General features: G+C 69.5%; 12 protein-coding genes. 11 read left to right on the forward strand and 1 reads right to left on the reverse strand.

Going from position 1 to position 15382, the window contains the following annotated elements; all coding sequences use genetic code 11:
• The 4 genes from QHF84_RS44655 to QHF84_RS44670 form a co-directional block, all read left to right on the forward strand.
• A partial coding sequence (locus QHF84_RS44655; RefSeq protein ID WP_281319722.1) for an MYXO-CTERM sorting domain-containing protein occupies nucleotides 1-244 on the forward strand: 244 nt, incomplete at its 5' end.
• A gap of 18 nt (nucleotides 245-262) precedes the next feature.
• The gene (gene ligA / locus QHF84_RS44660) at nucleotides 263-2281 is read left to right on the forward strand and encodes an NAD-dependent DNA ligase LigA (protein WP_281319723.1); all 2019 of its coding nucleotides are present in this window, start codon (nucleotides 263-265) and stop codon (nucleotides 2279-2281) included.
• Between the two features lie 106 nt (nucleotides 2282-2387).
• Entirely contained in the window at nucleotides 2388-2786 is a 399-nt protein-coding gene (locus QHF84_RS44665) for a hypothetical protein (RefSeq protein WP_281319724.1), read from the forward strand.
• Between the two features lie 120 nt (nucleotides 2787-2906).
• Nucleotides 2907-3830 carry an SDR family oxidoreductase gene (locus QHF84_RS44670; protein WP_281319725.1) on the forward strand — a complete coding sequence of 308 codons (924 nt, stop codon included), beginning with the start codon at nucleotides 2907-2909 and terminating at the stop codon, nucleotides 3828-3830.
• Nucleotides 3831-3837: 7 nt separating this feature from the next.
• On the opposite strand, the gene QHF84_RS44675 is transcribed toward QHF84_RS44670, so the two are convergent.
• Complete coding sequence (locus tag QHF84_RS44675) at nucleotides 3838-4395, reverse strand: DUF2231 domain-containing protein (protein WP_281319726.1); 558 nt, start codon at nucleotides 4393-4395, stop codon at nucleotides 3838-3840.
• A 162-nt stretch (nucleotides 4396-4557) separates the two neighbouring features.
• Here QHF84_RS44675 and QHF84_RS44680 point away from each other — a divergent pair, with 162 nt between their 5' ends.
• The 7 genes from QHF84_RS44680 (at nucleotide 4558) to QHF84_RS44710 (ending at nucleotide 15381) form a co-directional block, all read left to right on the forward strand.
• A complete protein-coding gene (locus tag QHF84_RS44680; RefSeq protein WP_281319727.1) occupies nucleotides 4558-5115 on the forward strand; it encodes a hypothetical protein in 558 nt (185 codons plus the stop codon).
• Nucleotides 5116-5223: 108 nt separating this feature from the next.
• Nucleotides 5224-7269: a cation:proton antiporter gene (locus QHF84_RS44685; RefSeq protein ID WP_281319728.1), complete on the forward strand. Its 2046-nt coding sequence runs from the start codon at nucleotides 5224-5226 to the stop codon at nucleotides 7267-7269.
• Between the two features lie 31 nt (nucleotides 7270-7300).
• A complete protein-coding gene (locus tag QHF84_RS44690; protein WP_281319729.1) occupies nucleotides 7301-8278 on the forward strand; it encodes a hypothetical protein in 978 nt (325 codons plus the stop codon).
• Between the two features lie 364 nt (nucleotides 8279-8642).
• Nucleotides 8643-9374: a histidine kinase dimerization/phospho-acceptor domain-containing protein gene (locus QHF84_RS44695; RefSeq protein WP_281319730.1), complete on the forward strand. Its 732-nt coding sequence runs from the start codon at nucleotides 8643-8645 to the stop codon at nucleotides 9372-9374.
• Nucleotides 9349-9723, forward strand: a complete 375-nt coding sequence (locus tag QHF84_RS44700; RefSeq protein ID WP_281319731.1) for a response regulator — start codon at nucleotides 9349-9351, stop codon at nucleotides 9721-9723. The genes QHF84_RS44695 and QHF84_RS44700 overlap by 26 nt, the downstream gene beginning before the upstream one ends.
• 14 nt (nucleotides 9724-9737) lie before the next feature.
• Entirely contained in the window at nucleotides 9738-10172 is a 435-nt protein-coding gene (locus QHF84_RS44705; RefSeq protein WP_281319732.1) for a response regulator, read from the forward strand.
• 16 nt (nucleotides 10173-10188) lie between these two features.
• Nucleotides 10189-15381: an ATP-binding sensor histidine kinase gene (locus QHF84_RS44710; RefSeq protein ID WP_281319733.1), complete on the forward strand. Its 5193-nt coding sequence runs from the start codon at nucleotides 10189-10191 to the stop codon at nucleotides 15379-15381.
• Nucleotide 15382: the final 1 nt, after the last annotated feature.

The raw sequence follows: 15382 nt of genomic DNA on the forward strand, positions 1-15382 counted from the left end.
CGGCGGCGGTCCGACGAGCTCGGGCGTCGGCGGCGGCGGCGGAGCGGGCGCGTCCGGCGGCGCGGGCGCAGGCGCGTCCGGCGGCGCGGGCGGCGCCTCGGCGGGCGATTCCGGCTCCGAGGGGAGCTGCAGTTGCCGCGTGGCCGGAACGACGGACGCCGGGACGAACCAGGGCGCCCTCGCGCTCGTGGCCGGCGCCTTCGTGGCGACCCGCATTCGCCGTCGTTTGCGCGCCTCGCGCTGAAGCCGCATCCTGCCCGGCGTGCCCTCCGAAGAAGACCTCGCGCGGGCGCGCGTGCGGGCGGACGAGCTCCGGGCTGCCATTGCGCACCACGATTATCGGTATCACGTCCTCGCCGCGCCCGAGATCTCCGACGCCGAATACGACGAGCTCGTCCGGGAGCTCGCGTCCCTCGAAGCGACGTATCCCGAGCTGATCACGCCCGACTCGCCCACCCAGCGCGTGGGCGCCGCGCCCGAGGCCCTCTTCGCGCCGGTCCATCACAGCGACCGCTTGCTCTCGCTCGACAACGTCTTCGACGACGCCGAGCTCGAGGCCTGGTACGAGCGCGTGCGCCGCGCCCTCGGCCGCGACGTCGACCTCGTGACCGAGCCCAAGATCGACGGCGTCTCCGTCGCGGTCGTGTATGCCGATGGCCGCTATCTGCGGGGCGCGACACGCGGCGACGGCATGGTGGGCGAGGACGTCACGCAAAACCTCCGGACCCTACGCGCGCTCCCCGCGCGCCTGCGCACGGAAAAACCGCCGACGTGGCTCGAGGTCCGCGGCGAGGTGTTCTTGCCGATCGCCGCGTTCGATCGGATCAACGAGGACCTCGGCCAGCAAGGAAAAGCCCTGTTCGCGAACCCGCGTAATGCCGCCGCCGGCACGCTCCGGCAAAAGGATCCGGCCGTCACGGCGCGGAGGCCGCTCGACATCTATTTTCACGGCCTCGTGCGGATCGAGGGGCGCACGTTCGCGACCCATTTCGAGATGCTCGAATATCTGCGCTCGGTCGGGCTGCGCGTCCACCCGCGTTCGGTGCGCACGCCGGACCTCGACGCGGCGAAGGCCGAGGTCCGGCGCCTCGCCGCCGACAGGCATTCGCTGCCGCACGAGATCGACGGGGCCGTGGTGAAGGTGAATCCGCTCGCGGACGAGATCGAGCTCGGCGCCACGGCCAAGGCGCCGCGCTGGGCCGTCGCGTACAAGCTCCCGGCCGAAGAACGAACGACGAAGCTCCTCGACATCCGGGTCAATGTCGGCAGGACCGGCGCGGTCACGCCGTTCGCGATCCTCGAACCCGTGCGCGTCGGTGGTGTCACCCTGCAAATGGCCACGTTGCACAACGAGAGCGAGATCGCCCGGAAAGACATTCGCATCGGCGATACGGTGGTGGTCCGCCGCGCGGGCGACGTCATCCCCGAGGTCGTTGCCCCCATTCCGAGCTTGCGCACCGGCGCGGAGCGCCCTTTCCACATGCCCACGGTTTGTCCTGCCTGCGGCACCGCGATCGTGCGGCCCGAGGGCGAGGCGGTCGCGCGGTGCCCGAACCTCGATTGCCCGGCGCAGGCCCTCGAGCGCGTCGTCCATTTCGCCTCCCGCGGCGCGATGGACATCGAGCACCTCGGGTATGCCACGGCGCAGGCCCTGCTCGATCGGGGCCTCATCCGGGGCCCGTCGGACGTCTTCTTCTTGACAGAGGCCGATCTCGCAGGTTTGCCCGGGTACAAGGACCGTTCGATCCGGAACTTGCTCGCGGCGATCGAGGCCGCCAAGGATCGCCCCCTCGATCGATTGCTGTACGGCCTCGGCATTCGCCACGTGGGCGCGACCGCGGCGCGGCGGATCGCGGACGCGTTTGGCTCGATCGACGCGATTGCGCGGGCGAGCGTGGAGGAGATCGCGGCCGTGGAGGGCGTCGGGCCCACGATTGGCAAGGCGGTTCGCGAGGCGTTCGACCGGCCCGCGATGCAGGCGCTCGTCGAGGATCTCCGACGCGCCGGCGTGCGCCTCACGGAGGAGCGGAAGGGGACGGAGGGGCCCTTGTCCGGAAAAACGTTCGTGATCACGGGGACGCTCGCGGGCATGTCGCGCGAGGCGGCCAAGGCCCGGATCGAGGCGCTCGGCGGCAAGGTCACGTCGAGCGTCTCGTCGCGGACGAACTACCTCGTCGTCGGCGAGGGGCCAGGCTCGAAACTCGAAAAAGCCGAGAAGCTCGGCGTCCCGACGCTCGACGAGGCGCGGTTCCTGGAGCTTCTGGCAATGCCTGGAGATTAGCTCACGACAGACGGAAAAAACATTTCCCCCTGTGGACGTCCGGTCGTCGCGGCACGACGTACAGCTTGCCTGCCCGGGGCTGTCCCGGGCGCAGGGGGGATGTACGATGAACGTCATCAAGTCGTTGTTCTTGGCCGTGATGTCGATGGGTCTCGTCGGGATCGCCAGCGTGGCCCGCGCCGAGCAGCCGATGGAGGAAGGCATCGTCGCCGAGGCCGAGGGCGCGCTCGTGGACAACGAAGCCACCGAGGAGCGCAACATCACGGAGTCCGACGAGGCGCTGGTGAGCCAGGACTGGGACCCCTTCGATTACAATTCGTTCCGTCGTCATGGCGGGCGGCGCGAATGTCGTGAGTTCTGCCAGGAAGAGTACTTCCGATGTGAGCGGTTCGACGATCGGTTCATGCGTCGCGGCTATGACCGCGATCGGTTCCGTCGCCACGGTCGGTGCCAGCGCGAGTTCAACTTCTGCATCAGGCGGGTCTGTCGCGGCGGCCGCTTCTGATGCAACCCGACACGGCTCGAGAATCATAGATTGCCCGGCCCTCGCTCCCCGCTCGGGGAGCGGGGGCCGCGGCCCATTGAAGCGGCAGGGGGGGTCGTTTCGCGCCGGAGGGGAATCGACATGGGGGATTCGAGCGCGATCAAGGGGTTGGTCGTCGTCATCACCGGCGGGTCGAGCGGCATCGGGCTCGCGACGGCCGAGGCGTTCGCCCGGCGCGGGGCGCGGCTCGTGCTCGCGGCGCGGCAGGAGGACGCACTCGCGGAGGCGGCGCGCGCATGCGAGGCACTCGGCGCCGAGGCGCTCGCCGTGCCGACCGACGTGACCGACGAGGCCGCCGTCGAGGCGCTCGCGCAGGCGGCGGTCGCTCGTTTTGGCCGCATCGACGTTTGGATCAACAATGCGGCGCTCCTGCTCTTCGGCACGCTGCTCGACACGCCGAGCGCCGCCTGGAAGCGGGTCGTCGAGACGAACCTCTATGGCTACTTCCACGGCGTCCGGGCCGCGCTGCCTGTGTTCCTCGCGCAGGGCCGCGGCATTCTCATCAACAACGTCTCGGGCTGGGGGTTCGTGGGCGCGCCGCTCGTGAGCTCGTACGTATCGAGCAAATTCGCGATCCTCGGCCTCTCGGAGTGCCTGCGCCTCGAGCTCGCGCGTTTCCCGGACATCCACGTATGCTCGGTGTTCCCGCCCTCGGTGGACACGCCGATTTACGAGCGCGCGGGCAACTTCACGGGCCACGAGGTCGGGCCGGTCCCGCCGGTCTCCTCGGCGAACGACGTGGCCGAGATCCTCGTCGCCCTCGCCGAACGGCCGCGCGCGCGGCGCACCGTCGGCCTCGCAGGCGCCTTCATTTACGTGTTCAGCCGGCTCTCACCGGCGCTCTCGGCGCGTTTCATGGGCTCGTTCACGCGCCATTTTTCGATCCACACAGCGCGCGCGACGCCGACGCTCGGCAATCTATTCGAGCCGAAAGAGCCGCACGCGAAGAGCGGCGGATTCGGCTGGCTCGGCCTGCGCCGCGGGGGGAGGGGGACGCTCTACTGAAGGAGGGTCATGCCTTCGGATCGCGCCGATCTTCCGAGATGCGCCCGACGCCCGCGCCGTAATGATACGCGAGCTCCCCGCCGAGCCACGCCCCGGCCCCGAGAATCAGGAAACCGAGCGAGGACGCCGCGATCCCCGCGCCGCGGAGCCCCATCCCCCGCAGGATCACCGATCCCACCACGAGGTTCGTGCTCGCCAGGTTCGACACGGCGTGCACGAACGCCACGCGCCGCGGATTTCCATCGAGATAACTCCACTCCGTGAGGCCTGTGAGCGCCGCGGGCACAGTGGCCACGAGCCCGAACAGGAAGGCGAGATCCGCTCCGCGCGCCGCCCACGGGCTCCCGAGGAGCGTGGCGACATCGAGCACGATGCCCGTCGTGAAGGCCCCGATGGGCACGGGGATCAGCGCCGGATGCAGCGGATGCCCGAGCCACGATCCATCGAGCGCCCTTCGAATGCGAGGGTGCCGTGCGAAGAAACCACGCACGGGCGCGTGGAACACGTCGACGATTTCATCGAGCGGGAGCCGCTCGACGACACGCAGGAGCCACGGAATTCTCATGCTGCCTCCTCGCAATGCCGGTGAAGCAACGCCCGGGCCGTCCGCCGGCAAATCGTCCACTCTGGAATCGCGGTCGCCGCGACGAGCCCACGGAAATGCGGGTTTTCAATCGCGCGGCGCCCGTGGTTCCATGGCACGCGTCATCTTTCGGGGAGGTAATTCATGGGAACGACGACGATGGCGAACGGCACGACATCACGCGGCGGGGGCGCCGTGCGCGCACGAAGCCTGGACGATCTCGCGAAGCTCTCGAGCACGGAGCTCGCTCGACTTTACCGCGAGGCCCCTGCGCCCGTGAGCGTCGAGCGCCTCGTGGGGACGCCGAAGGGCCGCATGCTCGCCGTCCGCGGCACCGACGGCACGCCGCTTTTTTCGGCCCTCAAGTTCCTCGCGTCCCGCCGGCGTTTTCCCTGGGATGGAAAGAGCTTCGGCGCGCTCGGCCCGCACGAGGGCACGGGCATCAACCGCGTAAAACTCCTGCCGTTCCGGTTCGACTGGTTCCCGTTCCGCACGCGGATCGAGCCCTCCGCGGTCGACGGCCGCCCCTGCGTCTACCTCGACTACGAGCAACCCGGAAATCCCTTCTTCATCGCCCGCATCCGCGACGAGATCCGCGAGGTCGCGCCCGGTCTCTGGCTCGGCCCGGCCATGGCGAAGACGAAGAAGGGCGCGGTCCACGTGCTCTGGTTCGCCGTCGACTTCAGCAAGCCCTCGGCCTGACGACGCCACGCGCGAAGCGGCTTGCTTCGGCCCGCGAATGGGGTGACGATCGAGCGCGCCGTTCGTTTGTCTTCAAAAGAAACCCGTTCGACGATACCCTCCACTCCGATGGGCCAGATTCCGCTTCTCGACGAGATCGCCGTCATCGCGGCCCTCGGCGTCCTCGTGACCGTCGTCCTCTCGCGACTCTCGTTGCCCACGGTCGCGGGGCTGCTCTTCTCGGGCGCGCTCGTGGGGCCGTTCGGCTTCAAGCTCGTACGCTCGATCCACGCCATCGAGATCCTCGCCGAGATCGGCGTGGTCCTCTTGCTCTTCACGATCGGCCTCGAGTTCTCGCTCGCGCGCCTGAAGAGCATCTTCCGCCAGGTCGCGCTCGGCGGGATCATCCAGGTCGGGCTCACCACGGCCGTCGTCGCGTTCGTCGCGAACGCCCTCGGGCAGCCGGCCGGGCGCAGCGTCTTTTACGGCTTCGTCTTCGCGCTCTCGAGCACAGCGATCGTCCTCCGCGCCCTGGCCGAGCGGCGCGAGCTCGACGCGCCGCACGGCCGCTTCATCGTCGGCACCCTGATCTTCCAGGACCTCTGCGTCGTCCCGATGGTCCTCGTCGTCCCCATGCTCGGCGAAGGCTCCGCGGGCACGAACATGGCCAAGGAGATCAGCTTCGCGCTCGGCAAGGCCACGGCCGTCGTCGTCGCGACCATCCTCGTCGCGCGACTCGTCGTGCCGCGGGCTCTGCGCTGGGTCGCGGCGAGCCGCAGCCGCGAGGTCTTCCTGCTCGCGGTGCTCGCGCTTTGCGTCGGCACCGCGTGGCTCACGTCGCTCGCCGGCCTCTCGCTCGCGCTCGGCGCCTTCCTCGGCGGCATGGTCGTCGCCGACACCGAGTACGGCCATCGCGCCATGGGCGACATGCTCCCGCTGCGCGACGCCTTCGTGAGCGTCTTCTTCGTCTCGCTCGGCATGCTCTTCGACCCGCGGGTCGTGCTCGAACGACCGCTGCTCGTTTTGCTCCTGCTCGGCGGCTTCCTCATCGCCAAGGGCCTGCTCGCCACCATCGCCGCGATCGCCATGCGTTTCCCGGCGCGCGTCGCCTGGCTCGCGGGCGTGGGGCTCGCGCAGTTCGGTGAGTTCGGGTTCGTCCTCGCGCGCCTCGGCGAGAGCGCGGGCGTCGTGGACGAGCATGCCACGCGCCCGCTCCTCGCGGCCGGCATCGCCAGCATGTTCCTCACGCCGGTCTTCGTGCGCGTCGCGCCGCACGTCACCGCGGGCCAGCGATTGCTCGCGCCGCTCGAGCGGCTCATCGGCGTCCGCAGCATCGACGAGGCGGACGCGGGCGAGGCGCACGGGCTCGCGGATCACGTGGTCATCGTGGGCTTCGGCGTCGCGGGCAAGCTCGTGGCGCGCGCGCTCGCGGCGTGCGGCGTGCGCTACGTCGTGCTCGAATTGAACGCCGAGACCGTCCGCGCCGCGCGCACCGCGGGAGAGCCCCTGTATTACGGCGACGCGACGAGCGAAGAGGCGCTCGGGCATGCGCACCTCGAAAAGGCCCGCGCACTTCTTTTGCTGATGAACGATCCGCAGGCCGCGCAGCGCGTGGTGGACACGGCCAAGCGTGTCGCGCCCGAGGTGCCGATCCTCATGCGGGCCCATTACCTCCTCGAGAAACCCGCGCTTTTGCGGATGGGCGCGACGGACGTGGTGGCCGAGGAGGTCGAGGGCGGCGTGGAGATCCTCGCGCGGCTCCTCCGCTGGCTCGACGTGCCGCGCAACGTGATCGACGATCGCGTGGACGAGGCGCGCGCGACCACGCAAACGACCGAGCGCACGCACAAGCTGCCGCGGCGGGTGCTCGGCGAACACGCGGATCTCGCCGAGCTCAAGATCGAGAGCGCCTCGGTGACGGCGGCGAGCGCGGCCGTCGGGCGTTCGGTGGCGTCGCTCGGCGTGCGTCGCCGGACCGGGGCGCTCATCGTCGCGGTGCGCCGCGGCGACAAACTCCTCGAACAGATGGATCCTCACAAGCCTTTCGAGCTCGGCGACATCGTCTACCTCGCGGGGCCCGTGGGCGCGGTGAAAAAAGCCGTCGATCTCCTCAGCCGGCCGCTGGCCGAAGGCGAGGCGCCGGTGAGCGAGGCGATGCCGGTGTCACGCGGTTGACGCAGATTCGCCGCAATCGTACGCCGCGGCGATGGTCCATCGATTTGCCATCCTCACAGCATCTCTCTTCACCCTCGTCGCCGTCGCCGCGTGTAGCGACGACACGGAGAGCGGCAATCCCACGGGCCCGACCCTCGAAGAGGCCGGGGAAAAGACCATCGAGGTCCGCTGCGCGGCGAGCGTCGCCTGCGGCCTCTACGAGAGCGACGCCGAGTGCCGCGCGTCGGTGCTCGACACGAACGCCCAGTACGAAGCCTCGGTCGAGGCCGGCCGCGTCAAGTATCACCCCGAGAAGTTGCAGGCCTGCCTCGACGGCCTGAAGGGCGTTCTCGAGGACTGCTCCATCAGCGATCTCTTTGGTGCTCCATCAAAAGCCAACGACGTGGCCTGCGCCGAGGCGTTCGAGCCCACGGTGGCCGACGGAGGCAAGTGTTACGCGTCGCTCGAGTGCATCTCGCAGAGCTGCACGCTCCCGTGTATCGAGGGGTGTTGCGAGGGCACGTGTGCCCCGAGCACACGCGCGAAGATCGGCGAGTCGTGCGCGAACGGCGAGACGTGCGAGGACAACGCCTATTGCCAGACCGACGACATGGGCAACCCGACCACGTGCGCGGCGCAGGTCGACGCGGGCGGGGCGTGCACCTCGTTCGATCAGTGCAAGCTGCCGTCGTTCTGCGCGCTCGATTTCATGACCGGCATGGGCACCTGCGTCGTCCCCGCCGCGCACGACGCGACGTGCGATCAGAAAGCCGTTTTCAAGTGTGATCGCCTCGACGATTATTGTGATCCCACGACGAACAAATGCACCACGGGCAAGGCCATCGGCGAGGCGTGCCCCATGGGCGTCCAGTGCATTCCGTATGCGACCTGCGACGCCGGCGGCATGTGCAAGAAAAAGCCCGGCGAGGGCGGGACGTGTGATCCGATGAGCTTCGCCGAATGCCTCGGCGATCTCCAGTGCGAAATGGACGGCACCTGCAAGTTCCCCGCGACGAACGCCTGCCCTTGAGCTCTGCGACGGCGAGCGCTTCGAACGCGAGTTCGTCCCGCTCGATCCCATAGCGGCGGGTGCCGGGATGGAACGTCGTGCCTCCGGCAAACCCGAGACGAGATCGGAGAATGCGCGTATGCGCAGGACGTGCACGCGCGAGGCCCACGCAAAGCGTGCGTTCGGCGCAAAGCGTGCGTTCGCGAGCGCGCGTCTGCACCGTGCAAACCGTGCGTTCACGCGGCGCAAAGCATGCGTAGGCACGGCGCGCCGAAAAGGTGAGAAAGCCGCGAAGAATCGTTGACACTGCGTCGAAAGATTGCTTACGCTGATTTGGCTTTTTCAACCCCTCGCACGGTTCGACGTGACGCGAGGGGGAAAGCACATGGAGGAACTTTTGCTCGCAGCCGATGGGGCTCCCTCGTCGTCTCGATTCGCGGCGCTCGTCGCCGGCCTGGGTCACGATTTGCGTGCGCCGCTGCACGCGATCCTGGGCGCGACCGGTCTCCTGATCGAGGAGGTGGGAGAGGGCGCGGGCCATGAAACCTGGCTCGTCGACCTGAAGGCAATCGATACGTCCGGGAGGCAGCTCGTGGATCTCCTGGAGCTCCTGATCGAGCTTGCGCGTGTCGAGTCGGGCAAGGCGCCGATCACGCACACCGTCGGGACCATCGAATCCGTCGTCGAGCCCCTCCTTTCGGCCTTGCAGAGCCGCGGGGCGCGGATCGAGCTCCGCCGCGAGGGCACTCCGGCGCCCGTGCTCGCCGACATGCGTCGCGCGAAGGTCGCCCTCGGGGTGCTCCTGCGAATGGTGATGGCCCGCTCGGCCGAGCCCTCGGTGACGATCGCCGTCACGCACGCCGCCGAAGACGTATCGATCTCCGTCGTCGTGGGCCCCGATTGCGCCGCAGCGTGGGGGCTCGCCGGCGACGCTTCGTTCACGGACGCGGGGCTGTCCCTCGTGCGCGCGCTATTGGCGCATGCGGGCTCCGCCTGGTCCGTGGAACATGCGCCGGACGGTGGCGCGACGATTGCTTTGACGGTGCCGAGGCCACGGGGCTCGCCGGCGGACGTACGGGAGGAGGAGAAGCATGGCACGCATCCTGGTCGTCGATGACGACACGGTATTCGGGTGGCTGACCCAGCGAAGGCTCCAGAACGCGGGTCATATCGTGGACGTGCGCGGAGGGCCAATGGGCGTCTTCGCCGACCTTTCGAAGGGGGACTACGACCTCGTCCTGCTCGATTTGCGCATGCCGGCGTTGAGCGGCGCCGACATCGTCCGCATGGTCCGCTCGCGCAAAGGGATCACGACGAAGATCGTGCTCTACAGCAGCGTCGACGAGGAGGAGCTCGCCGAGCGCGCGCGTACGCTCGGCGTCGAGGGGTATGCGACGAAGGGGGAGATGTCGCGGCTGCTCGACGTGGTCCGCTCCGTGCTCGGGAGCAACGCGGCGAGCGCTTGAGCAGGGGGCCCCCGATGGATGAAGCAAAGGAAATCCTGATCGTCGAGGACGACGCCCTCAGCGCGGACGTGCTCCGTCGCTGGCTCGGCCGCCGGGGGTTCGTCGTGAAGATCGCCAAGGACGGCGCGGAGGGCGTGCGTTTGGCACGTGAAACCCCGCCGGCGCTCGTCCTCATGGATCTGTCGTTGCCCGTGCTCGACGGCCTTTCGGCCACGCGTGCGCTGCGGGAGGCGCCGGAGACCCGGGCGGTCCCCATCGTGATGCTCACGGGCCACACGACCGAGGAGATCGATGCCGCCTGCGCCCGCGCGGGCGTGACGGCGCGGGAGGAGAAGCCGGTCGATTTCGCGCGGCTCCATGCGCGCATCGTGTCGATTTTGGAGCAGGGCAGGGGAGAAGGATTTCGAGCGATGTCGACCGACGATTCGGGGCGCGCCACAGGCTGCTAGGCGGGAGGAGTCGAGGATGAACGTCGCAGGATACGAAATTGTCGAGCGCATTTCCGAGACCGACCATTCCGTCGTCTCGCGTGGCGTCGCGCCGGATGGGCGCCGCGTGATCGTGAAGTCGATGAAGGGGCCCTACCCCTCCCGGGGGGAGATCGTCCGCTACCGGCAGGAGTACGAGATCACGCGTTCGCTCGACCTGCCCGGGGTCATCGCCGCGCACGATCTGCTGCGGCACGATCACGTGCTCGTGATGATCCTCGAGGATTTCGGCGGGCAATCGCTGCGGCATCTCCTTGCATCCGCGCGCCTGCCGCTCCGGGACGGCCTGCGCATCGGCGCGCGTGTCGCCCGTTCGCTCGGCGAGGTCCACCGGCGGGGGGTCGTGCACAAGGACCTGAACCCCGCGAACATCGTCCATAACCCCCGGACCGACGTCCTCAAGCTCATCGATTTCGGCTGTGCGACGCGGCAGAGCGGCGAGCTTGCCGCGCTCTCCCATCCGAATACGCTCGAAGGTACGCTCGCGTATCTTTCGCCCGAGCAGACGGGCCGCACGAACCGGCGCATCGATCATCGCACCGACCTCTATGCGCTCGGTGTGACGCTCTACGAGCTCCTCGCCGGCGAGCTGCCTTTCCCCACGAAGGATCCGCTGGAGCTTTTGCATTGCCACCTCGCGCGCACGCCGCGCCCGCTCTCCGAGACAAACCCCGGGGTGCCCACGGTGGTGTCCGCCATCGTGATGCGCCTGCTCGAAAAGAGCGCCGAGGACCGCTACGAGAGCGCCTTTGGCCTCGCCCACGACCTCGAGCGTTGCCTCGAAGGCCTCACGCCGGACGGGACGATCGCGCCGTTCCCGCTCGGCGAGCGTGACGCCTCCGACGTCTTCCGCATCCCACAGCGCCTGTATGGTCGCGCCCGCGAGGCGGAAGCGCTCGTCGCGCTCTTCGAAGCGCAGAGCCGCCGCGCCGCCGAGGAGCCCGCCCTGGCTCGCGCCGAGGCCGTCCTCGTCGAGGGCCCGGCCGGCGTCGGCAAATCGGCGCTCGTGCGCGAGATCCTGCGGCCCCTCACGGCCCACCGTGGGACGTTCGCCTCCGGGAAGTTCGACCAGTACAAGCGCGACGTCCCTTATGGCGGCCTCTCGATGGCGCTCGCCGAGCTCATGCGGCAGGTGCTCGGCGAGACCCACGAAAGCCTCGCGCGCTTCCGGGAGCGGCTCCTCGCCGCGCTCGGCCCGAACCTCGCGCTTTTCGCCTCGCTCGTCCCCGAGATCACCCGGCTCGTCGGTGATCTGCCGAAGGCGCCGCTGCTCGGCCCGGCCGAGGCCCAGAACCGCCTCGATCACGTGGTCAAAGCGTTCATCCGCGTCTTCTGCGACGTGGGCCCGCTCGTCCTGTTCCTCGACGACCTGCAGTGGGCCGACGACGCCTCGCTTGGCCTCCTCGAACGCCTGCTCGCGGACGATGAGCTCGGCCGGCTCTGCCTGATCGGCGCGCTGCGCGACAACGAGGTCGGCCCCTCGCACCCGCTCGCGCTCGCCCTCGCGCGCCTCGAGCGGGGAGGGACGCCGGTGCACAGGCTCGCCCTGGGCCCGCTCGGGCTCGGGCCCGTGGTCGAGCTGGTCTCGGACACGCTCCGGCAGTCGACGGCCGACGTCTTGCCGCTCGTCTCGCTCCTCGTGCAGAAGACCCAGGGAAACCCCTTCTTCCTCGGCGAGCTCTTGCGGGCGCTCCACCGCGACGGGCTCGTCCACTTCGATCACGGCGTGATGCGATGGCGCTGGGATCTCGCGCGCATCGAGGCCGTCGGCAGCACCGACAACGTGATCGATCTGCTCCTCGCCTCGATGGTGCGGCTCCCCGCCGAGGCGCGAAAAGCGCTGCACCTCGCGGCGTGCGTGGGCGGTAGCTTCGAGCTTTCCGTGCTCGCGCGGGTCGCGGACAAGGCGCCGCGCGCCGTGATGGCGGACCTCGAGCCTGCGATCACGGCCGGCATGATCCACGCCGCGGCGCGGATCGATCTCGGCCCGGGCGAGGCGCTCGTCGCCGACCTCGTGGTGCCCGGCTACAAGTTCCAGCACGACCGCGTCCAGCAGGCCGCCTACAACCTGGAGAGCGCCGAGGAGACGCGGCGGATTCGCCTCGGCATCGGGCGGATGCTCCTCGCGGAGGCGGGGCCCGAGGGGCTCGCCGAGCGGCTCTTCACCGTCGTCGACCACCTCGATCACGGCCGCGAGCTCATGGAAAACGCCGCCGAGCGGCTCGCGCTCGCGCGGCTGAACCTCGACGCGGCCCGGCGGGCCAAGACCGCGGCCGCCTACGCCGCGGCGAAGCGCTACCTCGTCGCCGGCATCGGCCTGCTCCCCGGCGGCGGGTGGGCCGACGAGGAGAGCCTCGCGCTCGCGCTTCACCGCGAGCTCGCCGAGGCCGAGTACCTGCTCGGCGATCTCAACGAGGCCGAGCGCCTCGTCGAGATCGTCCTGTCGCGCGCGAGGACACCTGTCGAGAAAGCGGAGATCCACAACCTCCTGCTCGTCTTGCACACGATGCAGGGGCGCTACGATCGCGGCGTCGGGGCGGCGCACGAGGGCCTCGCGCTCCTCGGGACGATCTTGCCCCAGGAGGGCAAACGGGAAGCGTTTCTGGACGAGCTTTCGGCCATCGAGGCGCTCATCGCGGGCCGCCCCATCGCCTCGCTCGCCGCGATCGACGAGACCACCGATCCCACGACCCGGCTGCTCGTCGAGCTGCTCGCCAACGTTTGCCCGCCCTATTACGCGTTCGACCTCGAGACGTTCCACATCCTGGCGGCGAAGATCGTGCGGATCTCGCTCACGCGTGGCATGGCGCCGGCCTCGCCCTACGGCTTCGTGGCGCTCGGCATTCCGCTCGGATCGATCCTCGGGCAATACGAAAAAGCTCACGAGCTCACCGAGCTCGCGCTCAGGCTGGCCGATCGTTTCCACAACGGCTCGCAACGCTGTCGCGCCGGCCTCTTGCTCGGCTCGTCGATCCATCACTTCGTCCGCAAGCTGCACGGGGCCAACGCCGTCTTCGAGGACGCCTACCGCGCGGGCCTCGGCGCCGGCGAGATCCAGTTCGCCGGTTATTGCCTCGCGCACAAGGTGCCGATCCTCTTCTACCAGGGCATGCCGCTCGGCGAGCTCGCCGCCGAGATCGGTCGATACGCGCACTTCGGGCGCAAGACGCGGAACTATTGGGCCATCGACACGATGGAAGCTTTCGCGCTCCTCGTCTCCGATCTCTCGGGCAGCGCACCCGAGGGCGGCGAGCAGGCCGAAGCGCGCTTCCGCGACGCCTGCCGCGAGCACCAGAACCTCCAGGCGCTCGTCATGTACGAGATCGCCCGCGCCCGCGAGCTCTTCGTCGACGGTCGGATCGACGAGGCCGCGCGGGCCCTCGCTGCGGCCGAGCCCCTCGTCGGGTATGTCGAGCCGCTCGGGCTCGTCTCGGCGGTCCAGTATCATTTCGCGCGCGCGCTCGTCTCGGCCGCGCGCCTTCGCGACGCGAGCAAGGAGGAGTGGGCGGGCCTTCACGCCGTGCTCGTCGAGGCCGACGCTCGATTCACGCGCTGGGCGCAGATCTGCCCGGAGAATTTCGAGCACCTCGGGGCCATGATCGCCGCAGAACGAGCGCGCATCGAGGGGGACAAGGCGCGGGCCGTGGAGCTTTACGACCGGGCTATCACCGCCGCCCGCGCGACGGAGATCGCGCCCGACGTGGCCCTCGCCCACGAGCTCGCCGCGAGGTTCTGGCTCGCGGAGGGGCGCCCGCATTATGCGCGGCCGCACGTCGTCGAAGCGCATTACCACCACCGCCTCTGGGGCGCCACGCGCCGGGTGAGCGCGCTCGAACAGGCGCACGCCGATGCATTTGTCGAGGGCAGGGCAGCCGTCACCAGCACCCTCACCGCCTCCGGGAGCACGACCCGGCGCGGCGAAGTGTTCGACGCGCTCGCGCTCGTGCGCGCCTCGCAGGCCCTTTCCGGCGAGATTCACCTCGGGCGGCTGCTCGAAGCGCTCATGCGGATCCTGCTCGAAGTCTCGGGCGCGCGGCGGGGCCTCGTCGCCCTCGTCGATGCAGCGGGGGACCTGCGCATCGAGGCCGAGGGCTACGCCGAGCCGCCCTCGGTTTCGAGCCTCGGGGGCGCGCCGATCGAGGCGCGAGACGACGTCCCGCGAACCTGCCTCGCCTACGTCGCCCGCTCGCACGAGTCGGTGATCCTCGACGACGCGCACCAGGAGGGCCCTTTCCTCGGGGATCCCCACATCGAGACGCGCGCGATCCGCTCGCTGCTCTGCACGCCGATCCTGCACCAGGGCAAACTCCTCGGCCTGCTTTATTTGGAGCACGAACGGCTCGCGCGTGTCTTCACGCCGGCGCGCGCCGAGGTCCTCGGCGTGCTCTCGGCGCAGGCCGCGATCTCCCTCGAAAACGCGCGCATCTACGGCAACCTCGAGCGGCTGGTGGAGGAGCGCACGGCGGAGCTTCGGGCCGCGAATGCCTCGCTCGTGCGCACGAACGCGGAGCTCGACGCCTTCGCGCGCACGGTGGCGCATGACCTCAAGCAGCCGCTGAACGTCGTCGTCGGGTATGCGAGCCTGCTCGTGAACGATCTGCCCGACGTGCCTGCCGACGAGCTCGTGGATCTCTGCCGTCGGATCGAATCGACGGGGCGCAAGATGACGGATATCGTGAACGCGCTCCTCCTGCTCGCGCGCGTGCACCGCGGCGGCGCCGAAACGTCCACGCTCGACATGGGCAAGGTGGTCGCGCAGGCCCTCGAGCTGGTGAAGGCCCAGGCCGGCGCGCGTGGCGCGGCCGTCGAGGTGCCCGAGCGCTTCCCGCCCGCCGTGGGGTATGGGCCGTGGGTCGAGAGCGTGTGGGTCAATTACATCTCGAATGGCCTCAAATACGGCGGCGATTCCCCGCGCCTCACGCTCGGCGCGCGCCTCGTGGAGGGGGGCAAGGTGCGCTACTGGGTCGAGGACCGCGGCCCTGGAATCACGGCGGACGCGCAGAAATCGCTCTTTTTGCCGTTCACCCGTCTCGACCCCGAGCGCGCCTCGGGGCATGGCCTCGGCCTGTCCATCGTGCAGCGGATCGTCGAGCGGCTCGGGGGTGAGGTCGGCGTCGAGAGCACGCCCGGCCGAGGATCGATCTTTTTCTTCACGCTGCCGTCCGCATAGA

The organism is Polyangium sp. y55x31 (assembly GCF_029946505.1).
Taxonomy (GTDB): Bacteria; Myxococcota_A; Polyangia; order Polyangiales; family Polyangiaceae; genus Polyangium.

Bases quoted from the DNA above. Each gene is read 5' to 3' on its own strand.
- QHF84_RS44680 (WP_281319727.1), top strand. From the start codon at position 4,558: ATGGGAACGACGACGATGGCGAACGGCACGACATCACGCGGCGGGGGC.
- QHF84_RS44710 (WP_281319733.1), top strand. From the start codon at position 10,189: ATGAACGTCGCAGGATACGAAATTGTCGAGCGCATTTCCGAGACCGAC.
- QHF84_RS44670 (WP_281319725.1), top strand. From the start codon at position 2,907: ATGGGGGATTCGAGCGCGATCAAGGGGTTGGTCGTCGTCATCACCGGC.
- QHF84_RS44705 (WP_281319732.1), top strand. From the start codon at position 9,738: ATGGATGAAGCAAAGGAAATCCTGATCGTCGAGGACGACGCCCTCAGC.
- QHF84_RS44695 (WP_281319730.1), top strand. From the start codon at position 8,643: ATGGAGGAACTTTTGCTCGCAGCCGATGGGGCTCCCTCGTCGTCTCGA.
- QHF84_RS44685 (WP_281319728.1), top strand. From the start codon at position 5,224: ATGGGCCAGATTCCGCTTCTCGACGAGATCGCCGTCATCGCGGCCCTC.
- QHF84_RS44665 (WP_281319724.1), top strand. From the start codon at position 2,388: ATGAACGTCATCAAGTCGTTGTTCTTGGCCGTGATGTCGATGGGTCTC.
- QHF84_RS44675 (WP_281319726.1), bottom strand. From the start codon at position 4,395: ATGAGAATTCCGTGGCTCCTGCGTGTCGTCGAGCGGCTCCCGCTCGAT.
- QHF84_RS44690 (WP_281319729.1), top strand. From the start codon at position 7,301: ATGGTCCATCGATTTGCCATCCTCACAGCATCTCTCTTCACCCTCGTC.
- QHF84_RS44700 (WP_281319731.1), top strand. From the start codon at position 9,349: ATGGCACGCATCCTGGTCGTCGATGACGACACGGTATTCGGGTGGCTG.